19 protein-coding genes, 2 tRNA genes and 1 pseudogene are annotated in these 18,888 nt (G+C 40.7%); 19 read left to right on the top strand and 3 right to left on the bottom strand.

Translation table 11 applies throughout. From position 1 onward, the window contains the following. The first annotated feature begins 55 nt into the window (after window positions 1-55). The 4 genes from kam1_RS09435 to kam1_RS09425 all read left to right on the top strand — a co-directional run bounded on the left by kam1_RS09435 (window position 56) and on the right by kam1_RS09425 (window position 2,461). A tRNA-Ile gene (locus tag kam1_RS09435) sits at window positions 56-127 on the top strand. Next, window positions 97-909 (top strand): glycosyltransferase, encoded by an 813-nt coding sequence (locus tag kam1_RS10880; protein ID WP_244946067.1) that lies wholly within the window; start codon window positions 97-99, stop codon window positions 907-909. The genes kam1_RS09435 and kam1_RS10880 overlap by 31 nt, the downstream gene beginning before the upstream one ends. Beyond that, window positions 894-1,487: a glycosyltransferase family 4 protein gene (locus kam1_RS10875; protein ID WP_244946066.1), complete on the top strand. Its 594-nt coding sequence runs from the start codon at window positions 894-896 to the stop codon at window positions 1,485-1,487. Before kam1_RS10880 ends, kam1_RS10875 begins: the two co-directional genes overlap by 16 nt. After that, complete coding sequence (locus kam1_RS09425; protein ID WP_039721411.1) at window positions 1,484-2,461, top strand: NAD-dependent epimerase/dehydratase family protein; 978 nt, start codon at window positions 1,484-1,486, stop codon at window positions 2,459-2,461. The genes kam1_RS10875 and kam1_RS09425 overlap by 4 nt, the downstream gene beginning before the upstream one ends. Before the next feature lie 105 nt (window positions 2,462-2,566). Here kam1_RS09425 and kam1_RS09420 read toward each other — a convergent pair whose 3' ends face one another. After that, window positions 2,567-3,133: a BsuPI-related putative proteinase inhibitor gene (locus kam1_RS09420; protein WP_039721410.1), complete on the bottom strand. Its 567-nt coding sequence runs from the start codon at window positions 3,131-3,133 to the stop codon at window positions 2,567-2,569. A gap of 139 nt (window positions 3,134-3,272) precedes the next feature. Between kam1_RS09420 and kam1_RS09415 the strand changes: the two genes are divergently transcribed. The 6 genes from kam1_RS09415 to kam1_RS09390 all read left to right on the top strand — a co-directional run bounded on the left by kam1_RS09415 (window position 3,273) and on the right by kam1_RS09390 (window position 6,515). After that, a complete protein-coding gene (locus tag kam1_RS09415) occupies window positions 3,273-3,887 on the top strand; it encodes a c-type cytochrome (protein WP_039721574.1) in 615 nt (204 codons plus the stop codon). A 36-nt stretch (window positions 3,888-3,923) separates the two neighbouring features. Continuing rightward, the gene (locus kam1_RS09410; RefSeq protein ID WP_244946065.1) at window positions 3,924-4,247 is read left to right on the top strand and encodes a hypothetical protein; all 324 of its coding nucleotides are present in this window, start codon (window positions 3,924-3,926) and stop codon (window positions 4,245-4,247) included. A 77-nt stretch (window positions 4,248-4,324) separates the two neighbouring features. Beyond that, entirely contained in the window at window positions 4,325-4,930 is a 606-nt protein-coding gene (pgsA, locus tag kam1_RS09405; RefSeq protein WP_039721572.1) for a CDP-diacylglycerol--glycerol-3-phosphate 3-phosphatidyltransferase, read from the top strand. Beyond that, window positions 4,923-5,528 (top strand): DUF1802 family protein, encoded by a 606-nt coding sequence (locus kam1_RS09400; protein ID WP_039721409.1) that lies wholly within the window; start codon window positions 4,923-4,925, stop codon window positions 5,526-5,528. Before pgsA ends, kam1_RS09400 begins: the two co-directional genes overlap by 8 nt. Next, window positions 5,525-6,106, top strand: a complete 582-nt coding sequence (locus tag kam1_RS09395) for a DJ-1 family glyoxalase III (protein WP_052250474.1) — start codon at window positions 5,525-5,527, stop codon at window positions 6,104-6,106. The genes kam1_RS09400 and kam1_RS09395 overlap by 4 nt, the downstream gene beginning before the upstream one ends. A 61-nt stretch (window positions 6,107-6,167) precedes the next feature. Then, on the top strand, window positions 6,168-6,515 hold the full coding sequence (locus tag kam1_RS09390) for a lipid-A-disaccharide synthase N-terminal domain-containing protein (RefSeq protein WP_244946064.1): 348 nt from the start codon (window positions 6,168-6,170) through the stop codon (window positions 6,513-6,515). 149 nt (window positions 6,516-6,664) lie between these two features. Here the strand turns inward: kam1_RS09390 and kam1_RS09385 are convergent, their stop codons facing one another. Continuing rightward, a complete protein-coding gene (locus kam1_RS09385) occupies window positions 6,665-7,693 on the bottom strand; it encodes an aldo/keto reductase (protein ID WP_039721407.1) in 1,029 nt (342 codons plus the stop codon). A 208-nt stretch (window positions 7,694-7,901) separates the two neighbouring features. On the opposite strand from kam1_RS09385, the gene kam1_RS10180 reads away from it, so the two are divergent. The 9 genes from kam1_RS10180 to kam1_RS09345 all read left to right on the top strand — a co-directional run bounded on the left by kam1_RS10180 (window position 7,902) and on the right by kam1_RS09345 (window position 17,233). After that, entirely contained in the window at window positions 7,902-8,042 is a 141-nt protein-coding gene (locus kam1_RS10180) for a hypothetical protein (RefSeq protein ID WP_161792033.1), read from the top strand. A 411-nt stretch (window positions 8,043-8,453) separates the two neighbouring features. Beyond that, window positions 8,454-8,972, top strand: a complete 519-nt coding sequence (locus kam1_RS09380; RefSeq protein WP_039721406.1) for a NuoI/complex I 23 kDa subunit family protein — start codon at window positions 8,454-8,456, stop codon at window positions 8,970-8,972. A gap of 107 nt (window positions 8,973-9,079) precedes the next feature. Further along, on the top strand, window positions 9,080-9,577 hold the full coding sequence (locus tag kam1_RS09375) for an NADH-quinone oxidoreductase subunit J (protein ID WP_039721405.1): 498 nt from the start codon (window positions 9,080-9,082) through the stop codon (window positions 9,575-9,577). A gap of 141 nt (window positions 9,578-9,718) precedes the next feature. Beyond that, the gene (gene nuoK, locus kam1_RS09370) at window positions 9,719-10,024 is read left to right on the top strand and encodes an NADH-quinone oxidoreductase subunit NuoK (RefSeq protein WP_039721404.1); all 306 of its coding nucleotides are present in this window, start codon (window positions 9,719-9,721) and stop codon (window positions 10,022-10,024) included. Between the two features lie 17 nt (window positions 10,025-10,041). Then, window positions 10,042-11,847 (top strand): NADH-quinone oxidoreductase subunit L, encoded by a 1,806-nt coding sequence (gene nuoL, locus kam1_RS09365; RefSeq protein WP_143958415.1) that lies wholly within the window; start codon window positions 10,042-10,044, stop codon window positions 11,845-11,847. A gap of 136 nt (window positions 11,848-11,983) precedes the next feature. Beyond that, complete coding sequence (locus kam1_RS09360; protein ID WP_244946063.1) at window positions 11,984-13,306, top strand: complex I subunit 4 family protein; 1,323 nt, start codon at window positions 11,984-11,986, stop codon at window positions 13,304-13,306. Between the two features lie 236 nt (window positions 13,307-13,542). Then, complete coding sequence (locus kam1_RS09355) at window positions 13,543-14,967, top strand: NADH-quinone oxidoreductase subunit N (RefSeq protein WP_039721402.1); 1,425 nt, start codon at window positions 13,543-13,545, stop codon at window positions 14,965-14,967. Between the two features lie 6 nt (window positions 14,968-14,973). Next, window positions 14,974-15,046: transfer RNA gene (locus tag kam1_RS09350), tRNA-Val, on the top strand. A 135-nt stretch (window positions 15,047-15,181) separates the two neighbouring features. Beyond that, window positions 15,182-17,233, top strand: coding sequence for a sodium-translocating pyrophosphatase (locus kam1_RS09345; RefSeq protein WP_039721401.1), 2,052 nt, complete (start codon window positions 15,182-15,184; stop codon window positions 17,231-17,233). Window positions 17,234-17,875: 642 nt separating this feature from the next. On the opposite strand, the pseudogene kam1_RS09340 reads toward kam1_RS09345, so the two are convergent. After that, window positions 17,876-18,852 (bottom strand): annotated as a pseudogene (locus kam1_RS09340) (deoxyhypusine synthase family protein). Window positions 18,853-18,888 lie beyond the last annotated feature (36 nt).

The following is an 18,888-nucleotide window of genomic DNA, read 5'->3' as shown; positions in this document are numbered from 1 at the left end:
GCTCAAAATTATTTTGAAAACCTTAGATATTAAAGTAGAATCAAAAGGATTGGAAGGGTCTGTAGCTCAACGGCAGAGCAGGGGACTCATAATCCCTTGGTTACAGGTTCGAATCCTGTCAGACCCAAAGACAACTTGATTTTTCTTATTGACCTTTATCCTCCAGCACCGTTAAACTTTAATCCATTGCCTTCCTGTAGGATTCCTCCTGTAACCAATATGTCTTCCTATCGGATTCTTTTCCTTGGAATTAACTACTGGCCTGAAAAAACAGGCATAAGCCTTTTCAATACGGGACGGTGTGAATTTTTTGCAGCCAGAGGTTACAAAGTTTCCATGCTTACAGCCTTCCCTTATTATCCTTTATGGAAAATATCTGCCGAATATCGGAGAAAGTTTTATCTATCGGAAAGTCATAATGGGGTTACTATATATCGTTCATTTATTTATGTTCCAAGAAATGTAACAACTTTGAGGAGAATTGTCCATGAAGGCTCTTTTATTGTCTCTTCGTTCCTAAGAGCCCTTTTTCTAAGAAAACCAGATCTGCTTTTTGTTGTTTCTCCACCTCTTGGCTTGGGAGCCATCGCATTTCTCTTAAGTCGATTGTGGAAAATCCCTTATATCTTTCATGTGCCAGATCTGCAGCCGGACGCTGCTAGGGATCTTAGAATGATCAGATCCAGTGTTTTTTTCGATATTCTCTATAAATTGGAGAAATTTTCGTATGACAAAGCAACAAAAATTTCGACTTTAACTAGAACCATGCGGGCAAAGATCCTTTCTAAGGGGATACCAGCTGAGAAGGTCGTTCTTCTCCCGGATTGGGCCGATCCAGATCTATTTTTATTGCCTGACAAAAAAAGGCTCTGGATTTTAAGAAAAAATACGGGTTGGAAAATAAAATAATCGTTGCCCATACAGGGAATATGGGGATAAAGCAGGGATTGGATATCGTCATTGAAGCCGCAGCCGTTTTAAAAGAAAAAAAAGAGATCGTTTTCCTTTTAGTTGGGGATGGAGCCGATAGGTCCCGGCTTGAGCTGAAGGCCAAAGCATTGGGTATTCCTAATTTGCGCTTCATTGGTTTGCTTCCAAAAGAAGAATATTGCTCATTACTTTCTGCTGTCGATCTCTGCCTAGTCACGCAAAAGAAAGAAGTAGGAGATATTGTTTTTCCTTCCAAGGTTATGACATATCTGGCTGCATCCAAACCAGTCGTCTGCTCGGTTAATAAGAACAGTGAGGTAGCAAAGGTAATTGAAGAGGCTCTGGCAGGAGTGGTTGTACCTGCTGAAGATTCTAAGGAGATGGCCAAAGCTCTTGAAACCCTTGCTATGGATCAGGACACTCGGAAGCGACTAGGAGAAAATGGTAGAGAATATGCTTTGAACACCTGGGACAGAGAAAAGGTGCTCGAAGCTATGGAAAAGGTTGTGTGGGAGGTTTTGACAAAACAACACGAACAACAAGGAGTTTTGAAATGAAAAGAGCGCTCGTTGCAGGGGCTGGTGGATTCATTGGACATCATCTTGTGAATTTTTTAAAACAGAAGGGCTATTGGGTCAGGGGAGTTGATATCAAAGAACCAGAATTCGAAAAAAGTAGAAGTGATGAGTTTTATCTTCTGGATTTGAGATATTGGGGAAATTGTCTAGAAGCAACAAAAGGAATTGATGAGGTCTATCAGCTTGCAGCCGATATGGGGGGGATAGGTTATATTTCTGGCAACCATGCTGAAATTGCTAAAAATAACATCCTTATCAATACCCATATGCTAGAGGCTTCCTACCAAAATGGTGTCAAACGATATTTCTATTCCTCTTCTGCCTGCATTTATCCTTCCTACAGACAGCAATCGGCCGATGTGATTCCCCTGAAAGAAGAGGATGCCATGCCTGCAGACCCTGAAGAAGGCTATGGTTGGGAAAAACTTTTTGCTGAGAAACTCTGTCAGTATTATCAAGAAGATAAAGGAATGGAAACGAGAGTAGCACGCTTTCATAATGTTTATGGACCACTTGGAACCTATAAAGGGGGAAGGGAAAAGGCTCCGGCGGCAATATGTAGAAAAATAGCACTGGCTGAGGATTCTTCAGAGATTGAAATCTGGGGTGATGGCAAACAAACCCGGTCCTTTCTATATATTCAAGACTGCGTCGAAGGAATATACTTGATCACTCAGTCTGATTATCCTAAGCCCTTAAACTTAGGCTCGGAAGAGCTTGTAACGATTGATCAACTCGTGGAAATGACAGCAAAAGTGGCGAATAAAAATATCCGTATTAGACACAATTTATCAAAACCCCAAGGAGTAAGGGGTAGGAACAGTGATAATAGCAAACTTTACAAGATTACTGGTTGGATGCCTAAATTTTCCCTTCTAGAAGGACTCAAGCTAACCTATCCTTGGATTGCTGAACGCGTTGCTCAGGAAAGAAATATGCAGGGCTGTCAATAGCTGTTTGTTGTCAAAAAGTTGTCCACATCGTTCCGCTGACCCTCCTCATCATGCTCTCAGATAGGTTGCCTTAGTAGGCAGAAGCGGCAATGAAAAATACTAAATTTAAGGTTCAACGACTAGAGTCGTTGAGGAAGTAATTTCAGGATAGTTAGCTAAGATCGAATCTATCCAATAAGTTCCCGGTTGAAGTGGTTGGTCTAGTTCTTCTATGGCGACAACCTCGCTGTAAGTAAGAGTATCATTTGGATTTAAAGTGGTTGTTCCGACCATAGGAAGGAATTCTTTATCTTCGGACCATACATAAATGATCTCGTTGTTGGCATTTCTGATTCTAAAATCGAATCTTTGAGAATCTGGAAACTTAAAGGTGTAGGTTCTTCGCCCGCTATTGAAAATGGTAAGCACGACTCGAAGAGAAGGTGTCGTAAGACTATCTTTAAGGGAAGAAAGAGAGAGCCGGTTAGGCTCAACTTTGAGGGTAGACTGAATTTTGTGGAAATTAATCTGATTGGCCTTATCGATTCTTTTGGGGTCAGCAAAGGGGATAATAGACCAATGTTTTCTTGGGGCTTGAAGAATGTCTGGATGGGTATTTTTGCTAGGGCTGATATCAATACCATAGGCGCCCGAACTGAATAGAAAAAAGATCAAAATCCACTGAGGCTTCATGGTATGCTTTTTCTTCATTTGTTTTGCTATTGTGTATGATTTATGAAAAGTAAGAAAAAAATTCTCTTTACTGGAATTTGTTTTGATGAGTAAAGAGAAGTTGCATTAGCCAATAATTAATAAATATCTCTTGGAAATAGTGAAAAGATTTTTTTCTCTCTTCTGCTTATTGTTAAATCTCCTCTTTTTGGCCTCTCTCTTTTTTGCTTATTCCTTAATCCGCAAAGGGTTCACAGCGAGAAGTACTCCCCCAGCTCTTGAAAAGATCATTGCTACAACCGCTCTTAGCCTTTCTATCCCGCAATCTGTCAAAGAGATGAAAAATCCTATCCCTTATTCTCAAGCAGTCTTAGATGAAGCCAGAGATCACTTCGCCGATCATTGTGCCTTATGTCATGGAAACAACGGGAGTGGAGAGACTCCAGTAGGGCAAAATCTTTATCCTAAGCCTACCGATCTGAGGTCGAAAGAGGCACAGAAAAAGTCCGATGGTGAAATTTACTACATCATTCATAATGGAATTCGATGGACTGGAATGCCTGCTTGGGGAGAGGCAAAAGAACCGGATGAAGACAGTTGGAAGCTTGTTCATTTTATTCGACATTTGCCATATTTAACAAAAGAAGAAGAAGAGAAGATGAAGAAAATGAACCCTATTAGTCCTCAGGAAATTCAGGAAGAAAAAGAAGAAGAAAAATTTCTTGAAGAAGATAATTCTTTGGGGGATGCTTCTAAAGAGCAGCAAGAACAATAACATAGAAAACGGAGAAGAAAAGATGAAACAATTTCAGTGGATTACCATTTTTTCATTTTTCGTCATGATTTTTGCGATGCCTACTGTCTATGCTCATGGAAACTTGGAACATATTATGGGCACCGTTACAAGTATTTCAGACAACTCGCTTGTTATCGAGACCAAAAAGGGGAAAACAAGACAGTAGAAATAAGCCCTTCGACTCAATATGTTTTTAAAGGAAATCCTTCTTCTTTGGATAATTTAAAAAAAGGAATGCGAGTTGTAGTGCATGCGAAGAAAAGTGGGGATAAACTTGAAGCCAAGGAAGTAAAATTTGGTGCACCAGCAAAAAAACTTTCTCCTTCCACTCAACAGTGATTTTCTTTCCTCAAATAAGCGGACTGTTTGGAATAAAGTCTCAGCGACTCTCTACAAAGGAAAAATCGAAAACAAAGGTGTCGCAGCAAACCCTTAGGCTTAATTTACCAAATCAGCTCTCTTTAGCCCGCATTGGAATGTGTGGGCTTTTCGTGGCTGATCTCAGCATTGATTGGCCCTTTCAGGCCACCACAGCACTAATCATATTTCTTCTGGCTAGCCTTACGGATCTTTTGGATGGATGGATTGCTAGAAACTACAACTTGGTTAGTGAATTAGGCAAATTATTGGATCCTTTGGCTGATAAAATATTAATCAGTGCAGCTCTTCTCTCTCTACTGCAGTTTAATTATGCCCCTTTATGGGCTGTCATCACGATGATTGCAAGAGAATTTTTAATCACAGGGCTGCGCACCTTAGTTGCCATTCATGGAAAAGTCATGGGGGCGGATATGGGAGGGAAACAAAAGACAATATCCCAGATGGTTTTTATCATTGCTTGTTTTGTTTCACTTAGCTTAAAAGAGACGAAAATAAAAACTGGAATTTTCGATTATATTTTAGAAAATACGCTCTATCCCATGATGTTGTTGACAGTGGCCATTACGATTATTTCTGGAACGAATTACTTTTACCGTCATTGGGAACTAATTCACAAGGAGCCTGGAAGTAAGTGTGAATGAGTCCTTCTTAAAAAAGTCACCTTTTACTATTCCAGAAGAACCTTCCTCAAGCTATGCCTTTAAAGATTGGAGGATTGTCGTTGAAGCTTTGGGTCAAGGCAAACAATGCCTCCTCTTTAGAAAAGGAGGGATCCAAGAAAAAGAGTTTCAACTGAAAGCTCCTACTTTTTGGCTGCTGCCCACCTCCTATCATGAAGATCTGCTCCAAATTAAGCCACAATATAGGACCCTGCTTACTGGAGAAGAAGGGGTGCAGGATCGAGTCGTTCTTAAATACATCGCAACCGTCTATCACTCTTTGTTTATAACCGATTGGGAAAAAGTGAGTTGCCTCTCTGCCTTCCATATTTGGGAAGAAGAAATTCTAAAAAAACGATTTGATTATGGAAAAAAGCGAGGGCTTTCCTTGCTCATCGTAAGAGTGTATAGAACTCGTAGCCCTTTTACGATTGCATGGGATGAGAAAGCGATGGGTGGATGTCGATCTTGGATTAAAATGGCTATCCCTTCTGAAAATATAGAGAAGGAAGCGGTAATGGATGAGGAAAAATTTTGTGAAATGCAAAAAAGCATTTTATTTAGAATTAATGGGGTATGATTAAAAGAGCTTTGGTGATTCTTGCTCCAGGCTTTGAAGAAATAGAGGCGGTTGTGCCCATTGATTTGTTGAGAAGGGCCAAAATTGAAGTGGTCGTAGCGGGCATATTGCCTGGAGTCATTACTGGTTCTAGGAAAATCAGGATAATCCCTGATTATGATCTGGGAGATGTTTTAGAAGAACATTTTGATTGCATTATTTTGCCCGGAGGAGCTGAAGGAGCTGAAAATTTGAAAAAAGATATCCGAATAAAGGAACTCCTCGAAAGACAGATTTTAAAAGGGGGATGGGTTGCAGCAATTTGTGCGGCGCCAGGTTGTCTTATCAACTTCGGTCTTTTCCCTTCAAACAAGTTTACCTGCCATCCGTCCATTAAAGCAGAAATACCTCTTTCTAGACTAGAAGAGAATAGCTCTGTTGTGGTTGACGGTAATTTAATCACGGGCCGAGCGGCTGGCAGTGCCATAGAGTTTGCCTTTGAAATCATTCGTCAGTTAGTTGGAGAAGAAGCGGTTATGGAGGTTAATCGTTCTTTTCTTTCGAGCCTACCAATGCTTGGCTCGATACGGAAAGAATAAAAATGAAAGAAAAAGAATCGCTATTGAATAGTAGAAAATCAGTGGCATTGGGAGAAAAGTTATGTTTACTGATCATTATTGTATACTAGCTAGTATGTCCGATTTTCTGGGGATTCATTGGAGTCCAATGAAAGCAATCGGTTGGATAGGGAATATCCTTTTTTTTTCCCGTTTTGTAATTCAATGGATTGCTACTGAAAAGAAAAAAGCGGTAGTTGTTCCCCTTGCCTTTTGGTATTGTAGCCTTTTAGGCTCTTTATTGCTCTTAATTTATGCATTTTATAGGTGGGACTCGGTGTTTATTTTCGCCTATCTTTTTAGTTGGATCCCTTACTCAAGAAACCTTTATTTTGCTCATAAAGAAAGGGCAAATGCAAAGAGTGAGTTTTCAACTTGCCTGAAGCGCTGAATTATAATTTGAGGACCTTCCCCACAGAACTACTTGAAATTCCGCAAGCGTTAAAAGTTTCTAACTAGATGCCACTTCACGTTTCCATGGAGGGATCTCATGCTAATTAATCTACAAAATATAATCGGATCATTGCATTCTCTACGATTTTATTGGCTAGCAGCATGAAGCTGTTCTAATGTCATTGTTCCCTTGTAAGCTTCAGCTTCTTCTTCCACTCCAAAGTTCGAGGCAATTAACGAATCAATCTTATCTAGTTCTTCTTTAGTTAATGGAGGACAGTCGGGAGCCTGAGCAAATTCTTTGAGCTGAGTGCTGTTATAAATATTAGGCAGACAGCTCAGCACCTTCTTTTCATTAAGAATCCATTGCAGGGCAGCTTGTCCCAAAGAACGATTCGGCAGGACTAGAAACTGGAGGGTGGCTATTTTTTTTAAACCATTTTCAAGCCAGTGTTTTGGTCGAAAACGTCTATGGTCGGTTTGAGAAAATTTAGTGTTAGGGGTATAGTGGCCTTCGAGCATGCCACTGGCATGGGGAACTCTGATAAGATAACGAGTTTGATCCCATGCAGCTTTGCCCATAAGCTCTTTCCCTGGGTAAGATTCAAGGATATTGTAAATGTGTTGGACGATGTGCGGCTTCCTTAAACGAATGGATTCCAGTCCTTCATAGAGCCAACCAATGGCTGGTCCAAGAGCCACACCATAAGAGCGTATGGTGCCTTCCTTAAGCTGATCTTCCAGGAATTGCCAGATAGCATCATCTTTGACGTGGGTTAAACGGATATTATGTAGTTGAAGGTTATCAATGTAATCGCGCTTGAGTCGTTTAAGTGACCGGTGAAGAGCTTCTTTTAAGAAAGGAACAGAAAAATCTTGAGGTAGTTCCTGTTGAGCCGAACGATCGATGTTGTTATAGAAATTGTAGCCTATCTTCGTAGCAATAACTACATCTGTGGAGTTGGGGAAGGCTTTGGCCAGTATTTCTTCTCCATATCCATGACCATATACATCGGCTGTATCAAAAAAGTTGATTCCTAAATCGTATGCTTCTTTAAGAAGCCGGATAGCTTCTGCTTCGGTGTAGGTTCCCCACCACCCGGTAGTCAAAGTCCATAATCCAAAACCGATTACAGATGCCTCGATTTCTGTTCCTGGAATATGTCTGTATTGCATAAAAAGAATTTATCAAAATTAGATAAAGAATGAAGAAAATTTCATTTAGGAATTTTCAATATGCTTTTATAAGGAAAAAATAGTGATAGGGAAAAGATGATAGAATTTTTCTTCCTTAATTCCACAGTTTGGGAATTTAATTCTATTGTATGGAATCCAGAGTGTCTGTGCATATGGGAAAAACGCTTAGTGTAGGCAAGGTGGAGAAATGGAATGGTCTTTTAGTCAAGATAGTGGAATGTTGGCAATCCAAAAGCATGTTGATGCCACTGGGAAAGTCCTGGGCTTCAAACGCAAGGGATTTTCTTTGAGCTTATGGCAAGAATCAGAGGAAGGAGGAGGCGAGTAGGAAACTTATTCTGGCGTGTTGTAAGCTTTTCCTTTAGACTGTCTGGGTTGATAACCTACTGAAAAAATAGACATTAGACTTCTCCAACAGACAGCTGCTCTCATGAATGTAAGCTCAACGCAGTTCTCCATCTCAAAGGACTAGTACTCAGTGTTTGAAAAAAGAGGCACTGTGAGAAAGGAGGGTTCTGATGTGGCTGAAAAAATTACGCCTGCGGCCATGAAAAGAACCGGCAGGAAAAGAATAGTGCGCCTATTTGCACTCGTTATCAAAAGTAGAAGGAGGTTTGTAAGAAAAGAAAATTATTGAATATTTTAATTGATTATGGTAGATCGATTAAAATTATATTTTTTAGAAAAAATAATGCAATATATAGACTAAGGGATTAGAAAAAGTTCTTTTTTATTCTTTATGATTGTTAAAAGACCGACGCTTAATTTTTTTGAAAAAACCTATTTGCCTGGCATTCTTCAGGGTTTGGGAATTACTTTAAAACATTTTTGGGATAGAGTCAGGGGAAAGACAAAAATCACTCTTGAATATCCTGAAGAAAAACCTCAGCTTCCAGAGGGATTAAGGGGAGCTCCGCTATTAGTTAAAGATGAAGAGGGAAGGGAAAAATGCGTCAGCTGTCAACTTTGTGAATTTATCTGTCCTCCAAGAGCCATTCGAATCATCCCTGGAGAAATCCCACTCGAAGATAAATATGCAAAAGTAGAAAAAGCACCTAAGGATTTTTTTATAGACATGACTAGATGCATTTATTGCGGACTGTGTGAAGAGGTCTGTCCAGAAGAAGCTATTTTTCTGCTTCCTAAAATCTATTCTTTATCTGGATATAGCAGAAAAGAGCTTATCCACGACAAAAAGACATTATATGAGCTAGGAGGCATTTATGCTCGACCCATTAAAAAATGGGAGAAAAAATGAAAAAATATTATGGGACTTTTTTTTTGGAATCAGTCGAAGTGTTTTCTTGTTGATTTTTATTTTTTAGTTTTTAGGATTTTCAATCCTTTTTATTATCGAAGTTGATCATGGAAAATTTCTTTTTTTGGACCTTTGTTCTCGCAATGATTGGCAGTGGGATTGGAGTCATTGCCAATAAAAATCCTGTGGCATCCGCCATGAACCTTGTCTTAATGATTATCTGTATTGCCGGGCTTTTTGTACTGCTGGGTGCTTATTTTTTGGCAGCCGTACAAGTGTTGGTTTATGCAGGAGCCGTCATGGTGCTCTTTTTGTTTATTATCATGCTTTTAGATTTAAAAGCTGAACAGCAAGCTAACTTTAGGATGCTGGGTATTATTGGAGGGTTTCTGACTGTCTTATTGCTTGGGATTGGGTTCTTTCTGGCTGGAAAGAATATAACTTCTTTAGTAGGTAAAACGGACAACGTGATTCAAAACAACAGTATAAAGGCCTTGGGAGAACTACTTTTTGGCAACTATGCTCTGGCCTTTGAAGCTGTTGGAGTTCTGCTTTTAATTTCAATGATTGGAGTGATCATTTTGAGCAAAAAAGACTTGGATTAAAATGAGGAAAAACTGTCTTTGTGATAGAATCGGCTGAGAGATCTTGAAAGAAATCTAATGATAGAATACGAAAACATTTAAAAAGGGCGTTTGTTTTTTTATTAAGTTTAGCCCATTAACCATAGTGGGATAGAAAAGAAGATGCAAATTGGCTTAACTCATTATTTGACGGCTAGTGGTATCCTTTTTGCGATTGGCCTTGCAGGGATAATCTTAAGGAGGGATATGATCATTATCTATATGTGTTTGGAGATTATGTTAAATGCAGCAAATCTAGCCCTTGTTGCTTTTAGTCGATATAATTCTAATCTTTCCGGACAAGTGCTGGTTTTTTTTGTGATTACGGTAGCTGCTGCTGAAGTTGCTGTAGGCCTTGCCTTAATTGTTGCACTCTTTCGTGTCAAGCATTCTACCAAAGCCGAAGATATCACTTTGCTGAAGTTTTAGAAGTCCTATAGGAAAAAATGAATACCTCCTCGTTATTAGCTTGGGTCTTATTACTTGCTCCCTTGTTATCGGCTTTTATGATATGGGCGTTTTTAAAGCCTTTCCCTTTTTTAAGTCAGCTAGTTTCTGTAGGGGCTTGTGCAATTAGTTTTCTAATTGCCATAGGAGTTGCTCTTGGATCGATTCATGAACCGGCTGCCATAAATTGGATAGACATTGGTGGACTTACTATTCAGCTAGGAATGGTTTTCGATTCGCTTTCGAAAGTCATGCTACTGGTCGTAACGGGAGTTGGGCTCATGATTCATATTTATTCAATGGGCTATATGGGCGAAGACCCTGGCAGAAGTCGATTTTTTGCTGAGCTTTCTCTTTTTATGCTCTCGATGCTTGGTATCGTTGTAGCAACCAACTTTATCATGATGTATATATTTTGGGAGCTTGTTGGAGTCAGTTCCTATCTTTTAATTGGTTTTTGGTTTGAAAAACCTTCTGCAGCCAATGCGGCTACTAAGGCCTTTTTAGCTAACCGAATAGGGGATTTTGGCTTTCTGTTAGGCATTATCATGTTTTGGACCTTCACAGGTAGCTTGATGTTTGATCCTTCCCTTTCTTCCTATTTTAAGGGACACCCCTTAGTGACGATAATGGGGCTTTTGCTTTTTTGTGGTTGCGTCGGCAAGTCAGCTCAGATTCCTCTTCATGTTTGGCTTCCAGATGCTATGGAAGGCCCTACTCCTGTTTCTGCCTTAATCCATGCGGCAACTATGGTTGCTGCAGGTGTCTATATGCTTTGTAGAATTTTCTTTGTATTAGAACAATCGGAGCAGGCGCTGGAAGTTATTGCATGGACAGGAGGGATTACTGCTCTGGTGGCTGCGCTAACGGCTACGCAGCAAGATGACATAAAGAGAATATTAGCTTATTCTACCATGTCACAGCTAGGCTATATGGTCATGGCCGTAGGTTCTTCTGCGACTATCGCTGCCATGTTCCATCTTTGTACTCATGCTTTTTTTAAGGCCCTTTTATTCCTCGGTGCAGGATCTATTTTGCATGTTTTGCATCATGAGCAGAACATTTGGAAAATGGGTGGATTATGGAAAAAAATGCCCGTGACCTTTGTTACTTTTTTTATTGGGACCTGTGCGCTTGCAGGCATTCCTGGATTTTCTGGCTTTTATAGCAAGGATACGATCCTGGAGATGGTTGGTGAAAAAAACAAAATGCTCTTTTGGATTGGTTTATTTACGGCTGGGCTTACCGCTTTTTATATGACAAGGTTGTTTGTCGTCACTTTTTTGGGAGCTCCTAAGTCGGAAGTTGCTGAACATGCCCATGAGTCACCTTCTGTTATGGGATTGCCAATGATCATTCTTTCATTCTTTGCTTTGGTTGGAGGATATTCTGTGGTAGGGATTGAAAAGGCCTTTGGGACTGCTCATGAAGCTATGTCGGAGGCATCAAAACTTAATGTGATGATTTTCTCAGTACTTGTGGGGCTAACTGGAGTGGGGATAGGGGCTTTTGCTTATTGGAAAAAACAAAAAGAAATCGTCATCTTTCCATTGTTTAAAAATAAGTTTTATTTCGATGAACTGTATGATTTGACCCTACTGAAACTCCAGCAACTTGTAGCGGGAGTTTTTGCTTGGCTGGATGAATGGATCATTGGCTTTGGGATTGTCAGAGGCTCAGCTTTTTTGGTAAGTGTGGGAGGAGAACTATTAAGGGTTTTTCAAACCGGCAATATCCGCAGTTATGCTTTTATTTTTGGCGTTGGAGCTGCAGCCATATTAGTCTTTTTTCTAGTCAGAAGTTAAGCCTTGGTAGGTAAATTGTGTGGGATGAGCAAGGTAGAAAAAAGAAAGTTGGTGGTGATTTTGAAATGGAAATAATCGGAACCACAGTTATGGGAAGTTTTTTGTTTTGTAAACGAGATCATGGAAAGAGGTTAGCATGTCATTTGTAAGCGTTCTTCTTTTTGTTCCCTTATTGGCTTTTATTGCTATAATTCTTAGAGTACCAGCCCGTCAAGCTGCATTAGGAGCTAGTTTGCTAAATTTGCTCGTCAGTTTGTGGATTTATTTCCAGTATGATCCCAAGATTCAAGACTTTCAATTCGTTCAAGATGTCCGTTGGATACAACTCCCAGGACTCCCTGAAATCCACTACCATGTGGGTGTAGATGGCATGAATCTGCCTCTTATTCTTTTAACTACTATTGTGACACTGGCTGCCATCATAGTTGCTCCTGAAGGGATCAAAAGGGAGTCGGAATTTTATAGCTATCTTCTTGCTATTTCTCTTGGGGCAATTGGTGCCTTTGTTTCTTTAGATCTCTTCTTTTTTTATATCTTTCATGAGTTTGCCCTTATTCCAACATTTCTTTTGATTGGAATTTGGGGATCTGAAAACAGGCAGTTTGTGAGTCTTCAAATTACCCTTTATTTAATGGTGGGTAGCTTGGTTCTCCTTGTTGGCATTCTTGCTTTGCTTGTATTGCTCCCACAAGAAGCGAGGACTTTTGATATCCCTAGGCTCCTTGACTATGCAAAAGCCCATCCTTTGCCTATAAGCAAAGAGGCTGTCCCTTTTGCTTTTTTGCTTGTTGGCTTTGGCACATTGGTTTCTCTTTTTCCTTTTTATACATGGGCGCCAACCGGTTATGCAGTAGCTCCGACTCCTGCAGCAATGCTCCATGCTGGAGTGCTAAAAAAATTTGGGCTTTATGGACTGTTAAGGGTGGCTATTCCACTGCTTCCTGGAGGATTGGAACATTGGAAAAGCTGGTTGTATATACTTCTGCTGGGTAACATTCTCTACATAGGGTATGTGACGATTGTCCAAAAAGAGCTAACAACGATGTTGGGCTATTCTAGTGTTATGCATATGGGCTATATCTTTTTGGGGCTTGCAAGCTGGAATAAGATAGGAATCAGTGGAGTAGTAGTTCTTATGGTAGCTCATGGGCTTTCGATCGCCTTGCTTTTTGCGCTGGCAGGAGAAATTAAGGAGAGAACTGGTGAAATAAAGTTTAGTGAACTTGGCGGACTAGGCCAAAGAATGCCATTTGTTTCTGTAGCCTTTGTTTTAGCTTCTTTTGCTTCGATTGGGGTCCCTGGGCTGGCGAATTTTACTGGGGAGCTACTAATCTTTTTGGGTCATGGCAAGCTCAACCGTGGATTACTGCTTTGGCAATTTGGGGAATTGTCATATCGGCTGTCTATCAACTTCGGGCCGTTCAATCCGTTTTTTTTGGTAAACTCCCCGCGCATTTGAACGATGTGGAAGACCTTCAGGGACTGACCAAGAAGTTCCCTTATCTTTTGCTTATGGCTTCTCTTCTCATTATTGGAATGATGCCAAGTTCTCTTCTTTCAGTTATTAAACCGACCGTAGAACACTACTTCTCTGCAAATTGATTTCGATAGAACACAATGAAATTTTTGGTAAAGACAGAAAGCGAGTCCTTTTATCTAAAGAAGTTAACAAGTTATTAGTCTGGATTATCTACGATGAATGCGTTATTTGTTCTTTGTAGTCCCGAATGTTTCCTGACCCTGTCTGCTTTGTTTCTGCTCTTGTGGCAAGCCATAGCAAAACCTAATTATAAGAGTGTGGGCATTCTTGTCTTGGCTTCTTATCTGATCTCAGGAGTTCTGCTGCTTCCTTTTGTTGATAATCAGGGTATTTATTGGAATGGACTGTATGTCTGGGACAAAATGGCAGTTCTGTGGAAAGTGTTCTTTTTGATAACTGGATTCCTTGTTACCTACCTAAGTTTGGAAAGCAACAGTCTTATTACCAAAGGGAGAGCAGAATTTTATACTTTGCCCTTATTAACTACTGCTGGCATGGCTTTGTTAGCCTCAGTGAGGGATTTTATTCTTCTGTTTGTTGGGCTTGAAATTGTCACCGTTTCTTTCTATGTATTGGTAGCTTTTCAAAAAGAATTTCCTTCGGCTTTGGAGGCAGGGGTTAAGTATTTGGTCATAGGAGCTTTGGCTTCTTCTTTTCTTGTTATGGGTATAGCTTTTGTTTTTGGAATCACAGGTTCGACTCAATTTGATGAAGTAGCACGCTTTGCTCAAAACAACCCAGTGAGTGCTCCTTTAGTCCTTGGTCTTATATTTGTTCTAGTTGGTCTTGGGTTTAAAGCCTCAGCTGTGCCTTTTCATGTTTGGACCCCTGATGTCTATCAAGGAGCATCTACGCCGATCACTTCTTATTTGGCGGTTGGATCCAAAGCTGCTGGATTTGTTGTTCTACTAAGAGTTTTGAACCTTCCTTTTTATGACCAAAGTTTTCAGAAGCATTGGATCCCTTTAATTGTTCTAATGGCCCTCCTCTCCGTTATTTTAGGTAATCTGGCAGCTATCCCACAAAGAAATATAAAAAGAATGCTTGGCTATTCGAGTATTAGTCATGGGGGTTTTTTGCTTATGGGGCTATCTGCGCATAATACAATTGGATGTGCGGCTGTTATTTATTATTTTTTTGCTTACCTGGTTGCTATTTTTGCCGCTTTTCTTGTTGTTATTCTCCTTGAAAAGAATCAACCCAGTGGGGTTTCCATCAAGGATTTCAATGGCCTTTATCAAAAAAACGGGCTTTTAGCCTGGTCAATGGCCTTTGCTATGATTTCCTTAGCTGGGCTGCCCCCTTTAATGGGTTTTTTTGGTAAACTGATGGTATTTCTTGCGGCTTGGGAAAGTGGGCAGCATCTGCTAGTGATTATTGGTGCGCTCTGTGCTGCCGCTGGCTTATATTATTATATAGGGGTGGTGCGAGCCATGTTTTGGGCTGAACCCGAAACGGTTCAAAGGATTGTGTTAAGCCCAGCCACTAAAGTTTTGCTGTGGATTTTGAGTATTGGATCCATTTTGCTTGGATTTTATGCCGAACCAGTTATCAAATTAGTCGGAGCCGTTTTGTCGTAAGTTTTGGGGCAGTTAGCTCAGGCGGCAGAGCATCTCGTTTACACCGAGAGGGTCGGGGGTTCGATTCCCTCACTGCCCATGAAGATTATGAACTGAATTTTTATTGTAGAAACTAAAATGAGCACATGTTGATAGGCTTATTCAGTTACAGTTGATAAAACATGTTGTTAAACTTGATTCGTGATCAGCATTAACTACAATTTCCGTCCAAATTATGCAAACATTCTTAATCAATTCATCCATCGGAATTTCTATCGGTTTTAGCTTGCTTGGCATATTAGTGGCTATCATTCTCGCTTTTCGAATTCGATCCCTAGACAGTGGAAATGAAAGGATGAGGATGATTGCCGGAGCTATCGAAGAGGGAGCAAAGGCTTATCTTAACAGACAGCTTGTTACCATCCTTGGGATTGCGGCAGTGCTTTTTCTGCTAATCGGGCTTTTTAAAAATTGGTGGACGGCTTCGGGGTTTTTATTGGGTTCGTTTTGTTCATATCTTGCAGGACTAATAGGGATGCGCGTGGCGGTTCAGGCTAATGTTAGAACAGCTCAAGCTGCTACTCAGAGTAAAGATAAAGCATTACATGTGTCTTTCCTTGGTGGCTCGGTCACCGGATTGCTTGTTGTTGGACTAGCTCTTTTTTCCGTTGGTCTATTCTATGCTCTCTCCTTACATTATCAAGGAGTCACAGAAACTTCTTCTTCCCTTGTTGGTCTTGCCCTTGGAGCAAGCCTAATTAGTGTTTTCGCTCGGTTGGGAGGAGGGATTTATACCAAGGCTGCCGACGTAGGAGCGGATTTGACGGGGAAAATAGAACAAAACCTTAATGAAGATGACCCTCGGAATCCTGCAACCATTGCTGATAATGTCGGCGATAATGTTGGTGATTGTGCAGGAATGGCCGCGGATGTTTTTGAAACCTATGTGGTGAGTCTTATCGGAGCAGTACTTGTTGCCGTCGTTGTCTTAGGCGGAGATCCTGCTGCGACGGCCTATCCCTTTTTAGTAGGTATGGTTACAATTTTGGGGGCTCTTTCTGGGATTTTTTATGTAAGCGTATCGAAGGCTCCTCCAGCAAAAGCGCTCCTTAATGGTGTTATGGTCAATGGTGTGGTGTCTTCAGCCCTTTTCTTACCCCTCTCCTATTTCCTTTTCCCTTCTAATTGGCTAAATATTTTTGCTTGTTCGGTTGTTGGTGTGTTGATGACTGCTGCTATATTCCTCATAACCGATTACTATACGGCAACCACACGCAAACCTGTACAGATCATTGCTCATGCCTCACAAACAGGACATGCCACAAATATCATTGCAGGGTTGGCTACGGGAATGGAAGCGACAGCTTTGCCCGTGCTTTTTATTGGAGCTGCAGTCATGTTAACCTATTGGCTTGGAGGTTTGTATGGGGTTGCTATTGCCGTGCGCTGCATGCTCAGTATGGCTGGTATTGTGATATCATTAGATGCTTTCGGTCCAATTACGGATAATGCTGGAGGCATTGTAGAAATGAGCCAATTGCCGAAATCAGTGAGGCAGATCACAGATGAGTTAGATGCTGTTGGAAATACGATGAAAGCAGTAACGAAAGGCTATGCTATTGGTTCAGCAGGCTTAGCTGCCTTAGTCCTTTTTGGCTCTTACGTAGAAGAACTCAAGCATTTCAGCTCTGCAACAATTGCGCAAGAACTTCAGTTTAAGCTACAAGATCCCAAAGTGATTATAGGCCTTTTTATCGGAGGACTCCTTCCTTATCTTTTTGCTGCTAGAAGCATGTCCGCGGTGGGGAGGGCGGCTGGGAGCGTCGTTCAAGAAGTTCGACGTCAGATTAGAGAAATTCCTGGTATACTGAAAGGAGTCGATAGACCTCAATATGGGCGGTGTGTTGATATTGTGACAAAAGCGGCATTAAAAGAAATGATTTTCCCTGCGATCTTGCCTCTATTGGCTGTATTGGGAATAGCGATTATCCCTGGGCTTGGTCCTGTGGTATTAGGTGGAGCACTTATTGGTACTATTGTCACCGGTTTATTTGTTGCTATTTCAATGACTTCAGGAGGAGCAGCTTGGGATAATGCGAAAAAATGGATAGAAGAAGGGAACTTTGGAGGGAAAGGATCAGAAGCGCATGCGGCGGCTGTAACTGGAGATACGGTTGGCGATCCTTATAAAGATACTGCCGGTCCAGCCATTAATCCAATGATCAAAGTAGTGAATGTTTTAGCCATTCTGATTATTCCCATTTTTGCAAAGTACTGGCATCTTTAGCAACCGCTGAGCGCTTATGAGCAGATGCAATAAGCAGAAAGTTCCCTTGCCACCTATGCAGATGGGTGAAGTAGATTTGTAGATAAAAGTCACCAAAATATTTTTATGCCAGGTTACTAACATGGCTTATGAAAGAGGAAGAGATGCTAGCAGGGGTATTTCTCACTCTGCTTTCCATCTGATACTAAAAATACACAAGACTAGTTCTAGTTGTTTGAAAGGTGTTTGGATTGAAGAGTGACTAAAAGAAGCAATCCTATGAAAAGTCTGCTAGCATTCAAGCCGGTGGATCCTTTAACCGGGAGCTAGGAAAAGATCTGAATTATTGAAGCTTCTATGTGGGATATTGTCTAGCTTCCCTAAATAAGGGATCAGTGGGATAAATTAAATCCTGTCTTAGGAACTAAAGCAAGAAAATTAGAAGCTGAAAGTAACTGACCCTATTCTGCAGACTTCTGCAGAATAGGGTGTTAGATAGGACAGTGGTACAGGCAGCTCTATTGTATAGCTGAGCTAAGGCAGTCCTTAGGGAAAGGACTGCTCCTCTATTTTAAATCGGATCAAATTCCAATTCATTGTATTAGATTTTGGAAGGTTTAAATTGAACCAATTCTTTGAGTGAGGCGGATTGATCATTATTAACTAACTTTCTAAAACGTAAGAAAATAGCAATGGTGCTACAATGGTCGCATCGGATTCGATGACAAATTTCGGAGTGTCCTTCCCTAATTTTCCCCAGGTGATTTTTTCATTTGGAGAGGCACCACTATAGGAACCATAGCTAGTCGTTGCATCGCTGATTTGGCAGAAATATCCCCATAAAGGGACATTCGGAAGTTGCATATCCTGATGTAACATGGGAACGACGCAGATCGGGAAATCACCGGAAATGCCACCTCCAATTTGAAATAGTCCTAAAGAGTGGTTTTTGGTTGTTTGGAGATAAAATTGGGCAAGCTCCATCATATACTCTATACCACTTTTTATTGTCATAGGATCTTTAATATGGCCTTGAAGACAATGTGCGGCATACATATTGCCAAGAGTAGAATCTTCCCAGCCGGGGACAACTATGAAAAGGTTTTTTTCCATAGCTGCAAGTACCCAGCTGTCTTTTGGATCAATTTGATAAAAAGGCTTTAACTTTCCTGATTTTAAGATTTTCCAAATAAATTCATGAGGAAAAAATCGCTGTTTTTTCTTGTCTGCTTCTATCCATTCCTCAAGGATTACCCGTTCAATCCGTCGCATCGCTTCCTCTTCAGGAATGCACGTATCAGTGACACGATTGAGATGCTTTTCATATAATGCAACCTCTTCATCCGCACTGAGTTCTCTATAATGAGGAATCATTTGGTAGAAGTTATGGGCCACAAGGTTGAAAATATCCTCTTCTAAATTAGCCCCTGTACACGAAATGGCATGCACCTTATCCTGCCTGATCATTTCTGCAAGAGAAATTCCTAGTTCAGCAGTGCTCATAGCTCCCCCAGAGCAATCATCATCTTTCCCCCCGATTCGATATGTCGCACATACCCTTTCGCTGCTTCTTTAAGTGATGCGGCATTAAAATGTCTGAAATGATGATCTATAAACTGCTTTATTGTTTGAGATTTCATATTTATACTCCTAAGTATCGAAAGAGAAAATGGATT

Source organism: Methylacidiphilum kamchatkense Kam1 (assembly GCF_007475525.1).
Taxonomy (GTDB): Bacteria; Verrucomicrobiota; Verrucomicrobiia; order Methylacidiphilales; family Methylacidiphilaceae; genus Methylacidiphilum; species Methylacidiphilum kamchatkense.
Note: the sequence above shows the minus strand (reverse complement) of the source record. Positions and strands in the feature narration are given on the sequence as shown.

Excerpts from the sequence above, each read along its gene's own strand:
- kam1_RS09425 (WP_039721411.1), top strand. The coding sequence starts at position 1,484 with ATGAAAAGAGCGCTCGTTGCAGGGGCTGGTGGATTCATTGGACATCAT.
- kam1_RS09420 (WP_039721410.1), bottom strand. The coding sequence starts at position 3,133 with ATGAAGCCTCAGTGGATTTTGATCTTTTTTCTATTCAGTTCGGGCGCC.
- kam1_RS09395 (WP_052250474.1), top strand. The coding sequence starts at position 5,525 with ATGATTAAAAGAGCTTTGGTGATTCTTGCTCCAGGCTTTGAAGAAATA.
- kam1_RS09390 (WP_244946064.1), top strand. The coding sequence starts at position 6,168 with ATGTTTACTGATCATTATTGTATACTAGCTAGTATGTCCGATTTTCTG.
- kam1_RS09385 (WP_039721407.1), bottom strand. The coding sequence starts at position 7,693 with ATGCAATACAGACATATTCCAGGAACAGAAATCGAGGCATCTGTAATC.
- kam1_RS10180 (WP_161792033.1), top strand. The coding sequence starts at position 7,902 with ATGGAATGGTCTTTTAGTCAAGATAGTGGAATGTTGGCAATCCAAAAG.
- kam1_RS09380 (WP_039721406.1), top strand. The coding sequence starts at position 8,454 with ATGATTGTTAAAAGACCGACGCTTAATTTTTTTGAAAAAACCTATTTG.
- kam1_RS09375 (WP_039721405.1), top strand. The coding sequence starts at position 9,080 with ATGGAAAATTTCTTTTTTTGGACCTTTGTTCTCGCAATGATTGGCAGT.
- nuoK (WP_039721404.1), top strand. The coding sequence starts at position 9,719 with ATGCAAATTGGCTTAACTCATTATTTGACGGCTAGTGGTATCCTTTTT.
- nuoL (WP_143958415.1), top strand. The coding sequence starts at position 10,042 with ATGAATACCTCCTCGTTATTAGCTTGGGTCTTATTACTTGCTCCCTTG.
- kam1_RS09360 (WP_244946063.1), top strand. The coding sequence starts at position 11,984 with ATGTCATTTGTAAGCGTTCTTCTTTTTGTTCCCTTATTGGCTTTTATT.
- kam1_RS09355 (WP_039721402.1), top strand. The coding sequence starts at position 13,543 with ATGAATGCGTTATTTGTTCTTTGTAGTCCCGAATGTTTCCTGACCCTG.
- kam1_RS09345 (WP_039721401.1), top strand. The coding sequence starts at position 15,182 with ATGCAAACATTCTTAATCAATTCATCCATCGGAATTTCTATCGGTTTT.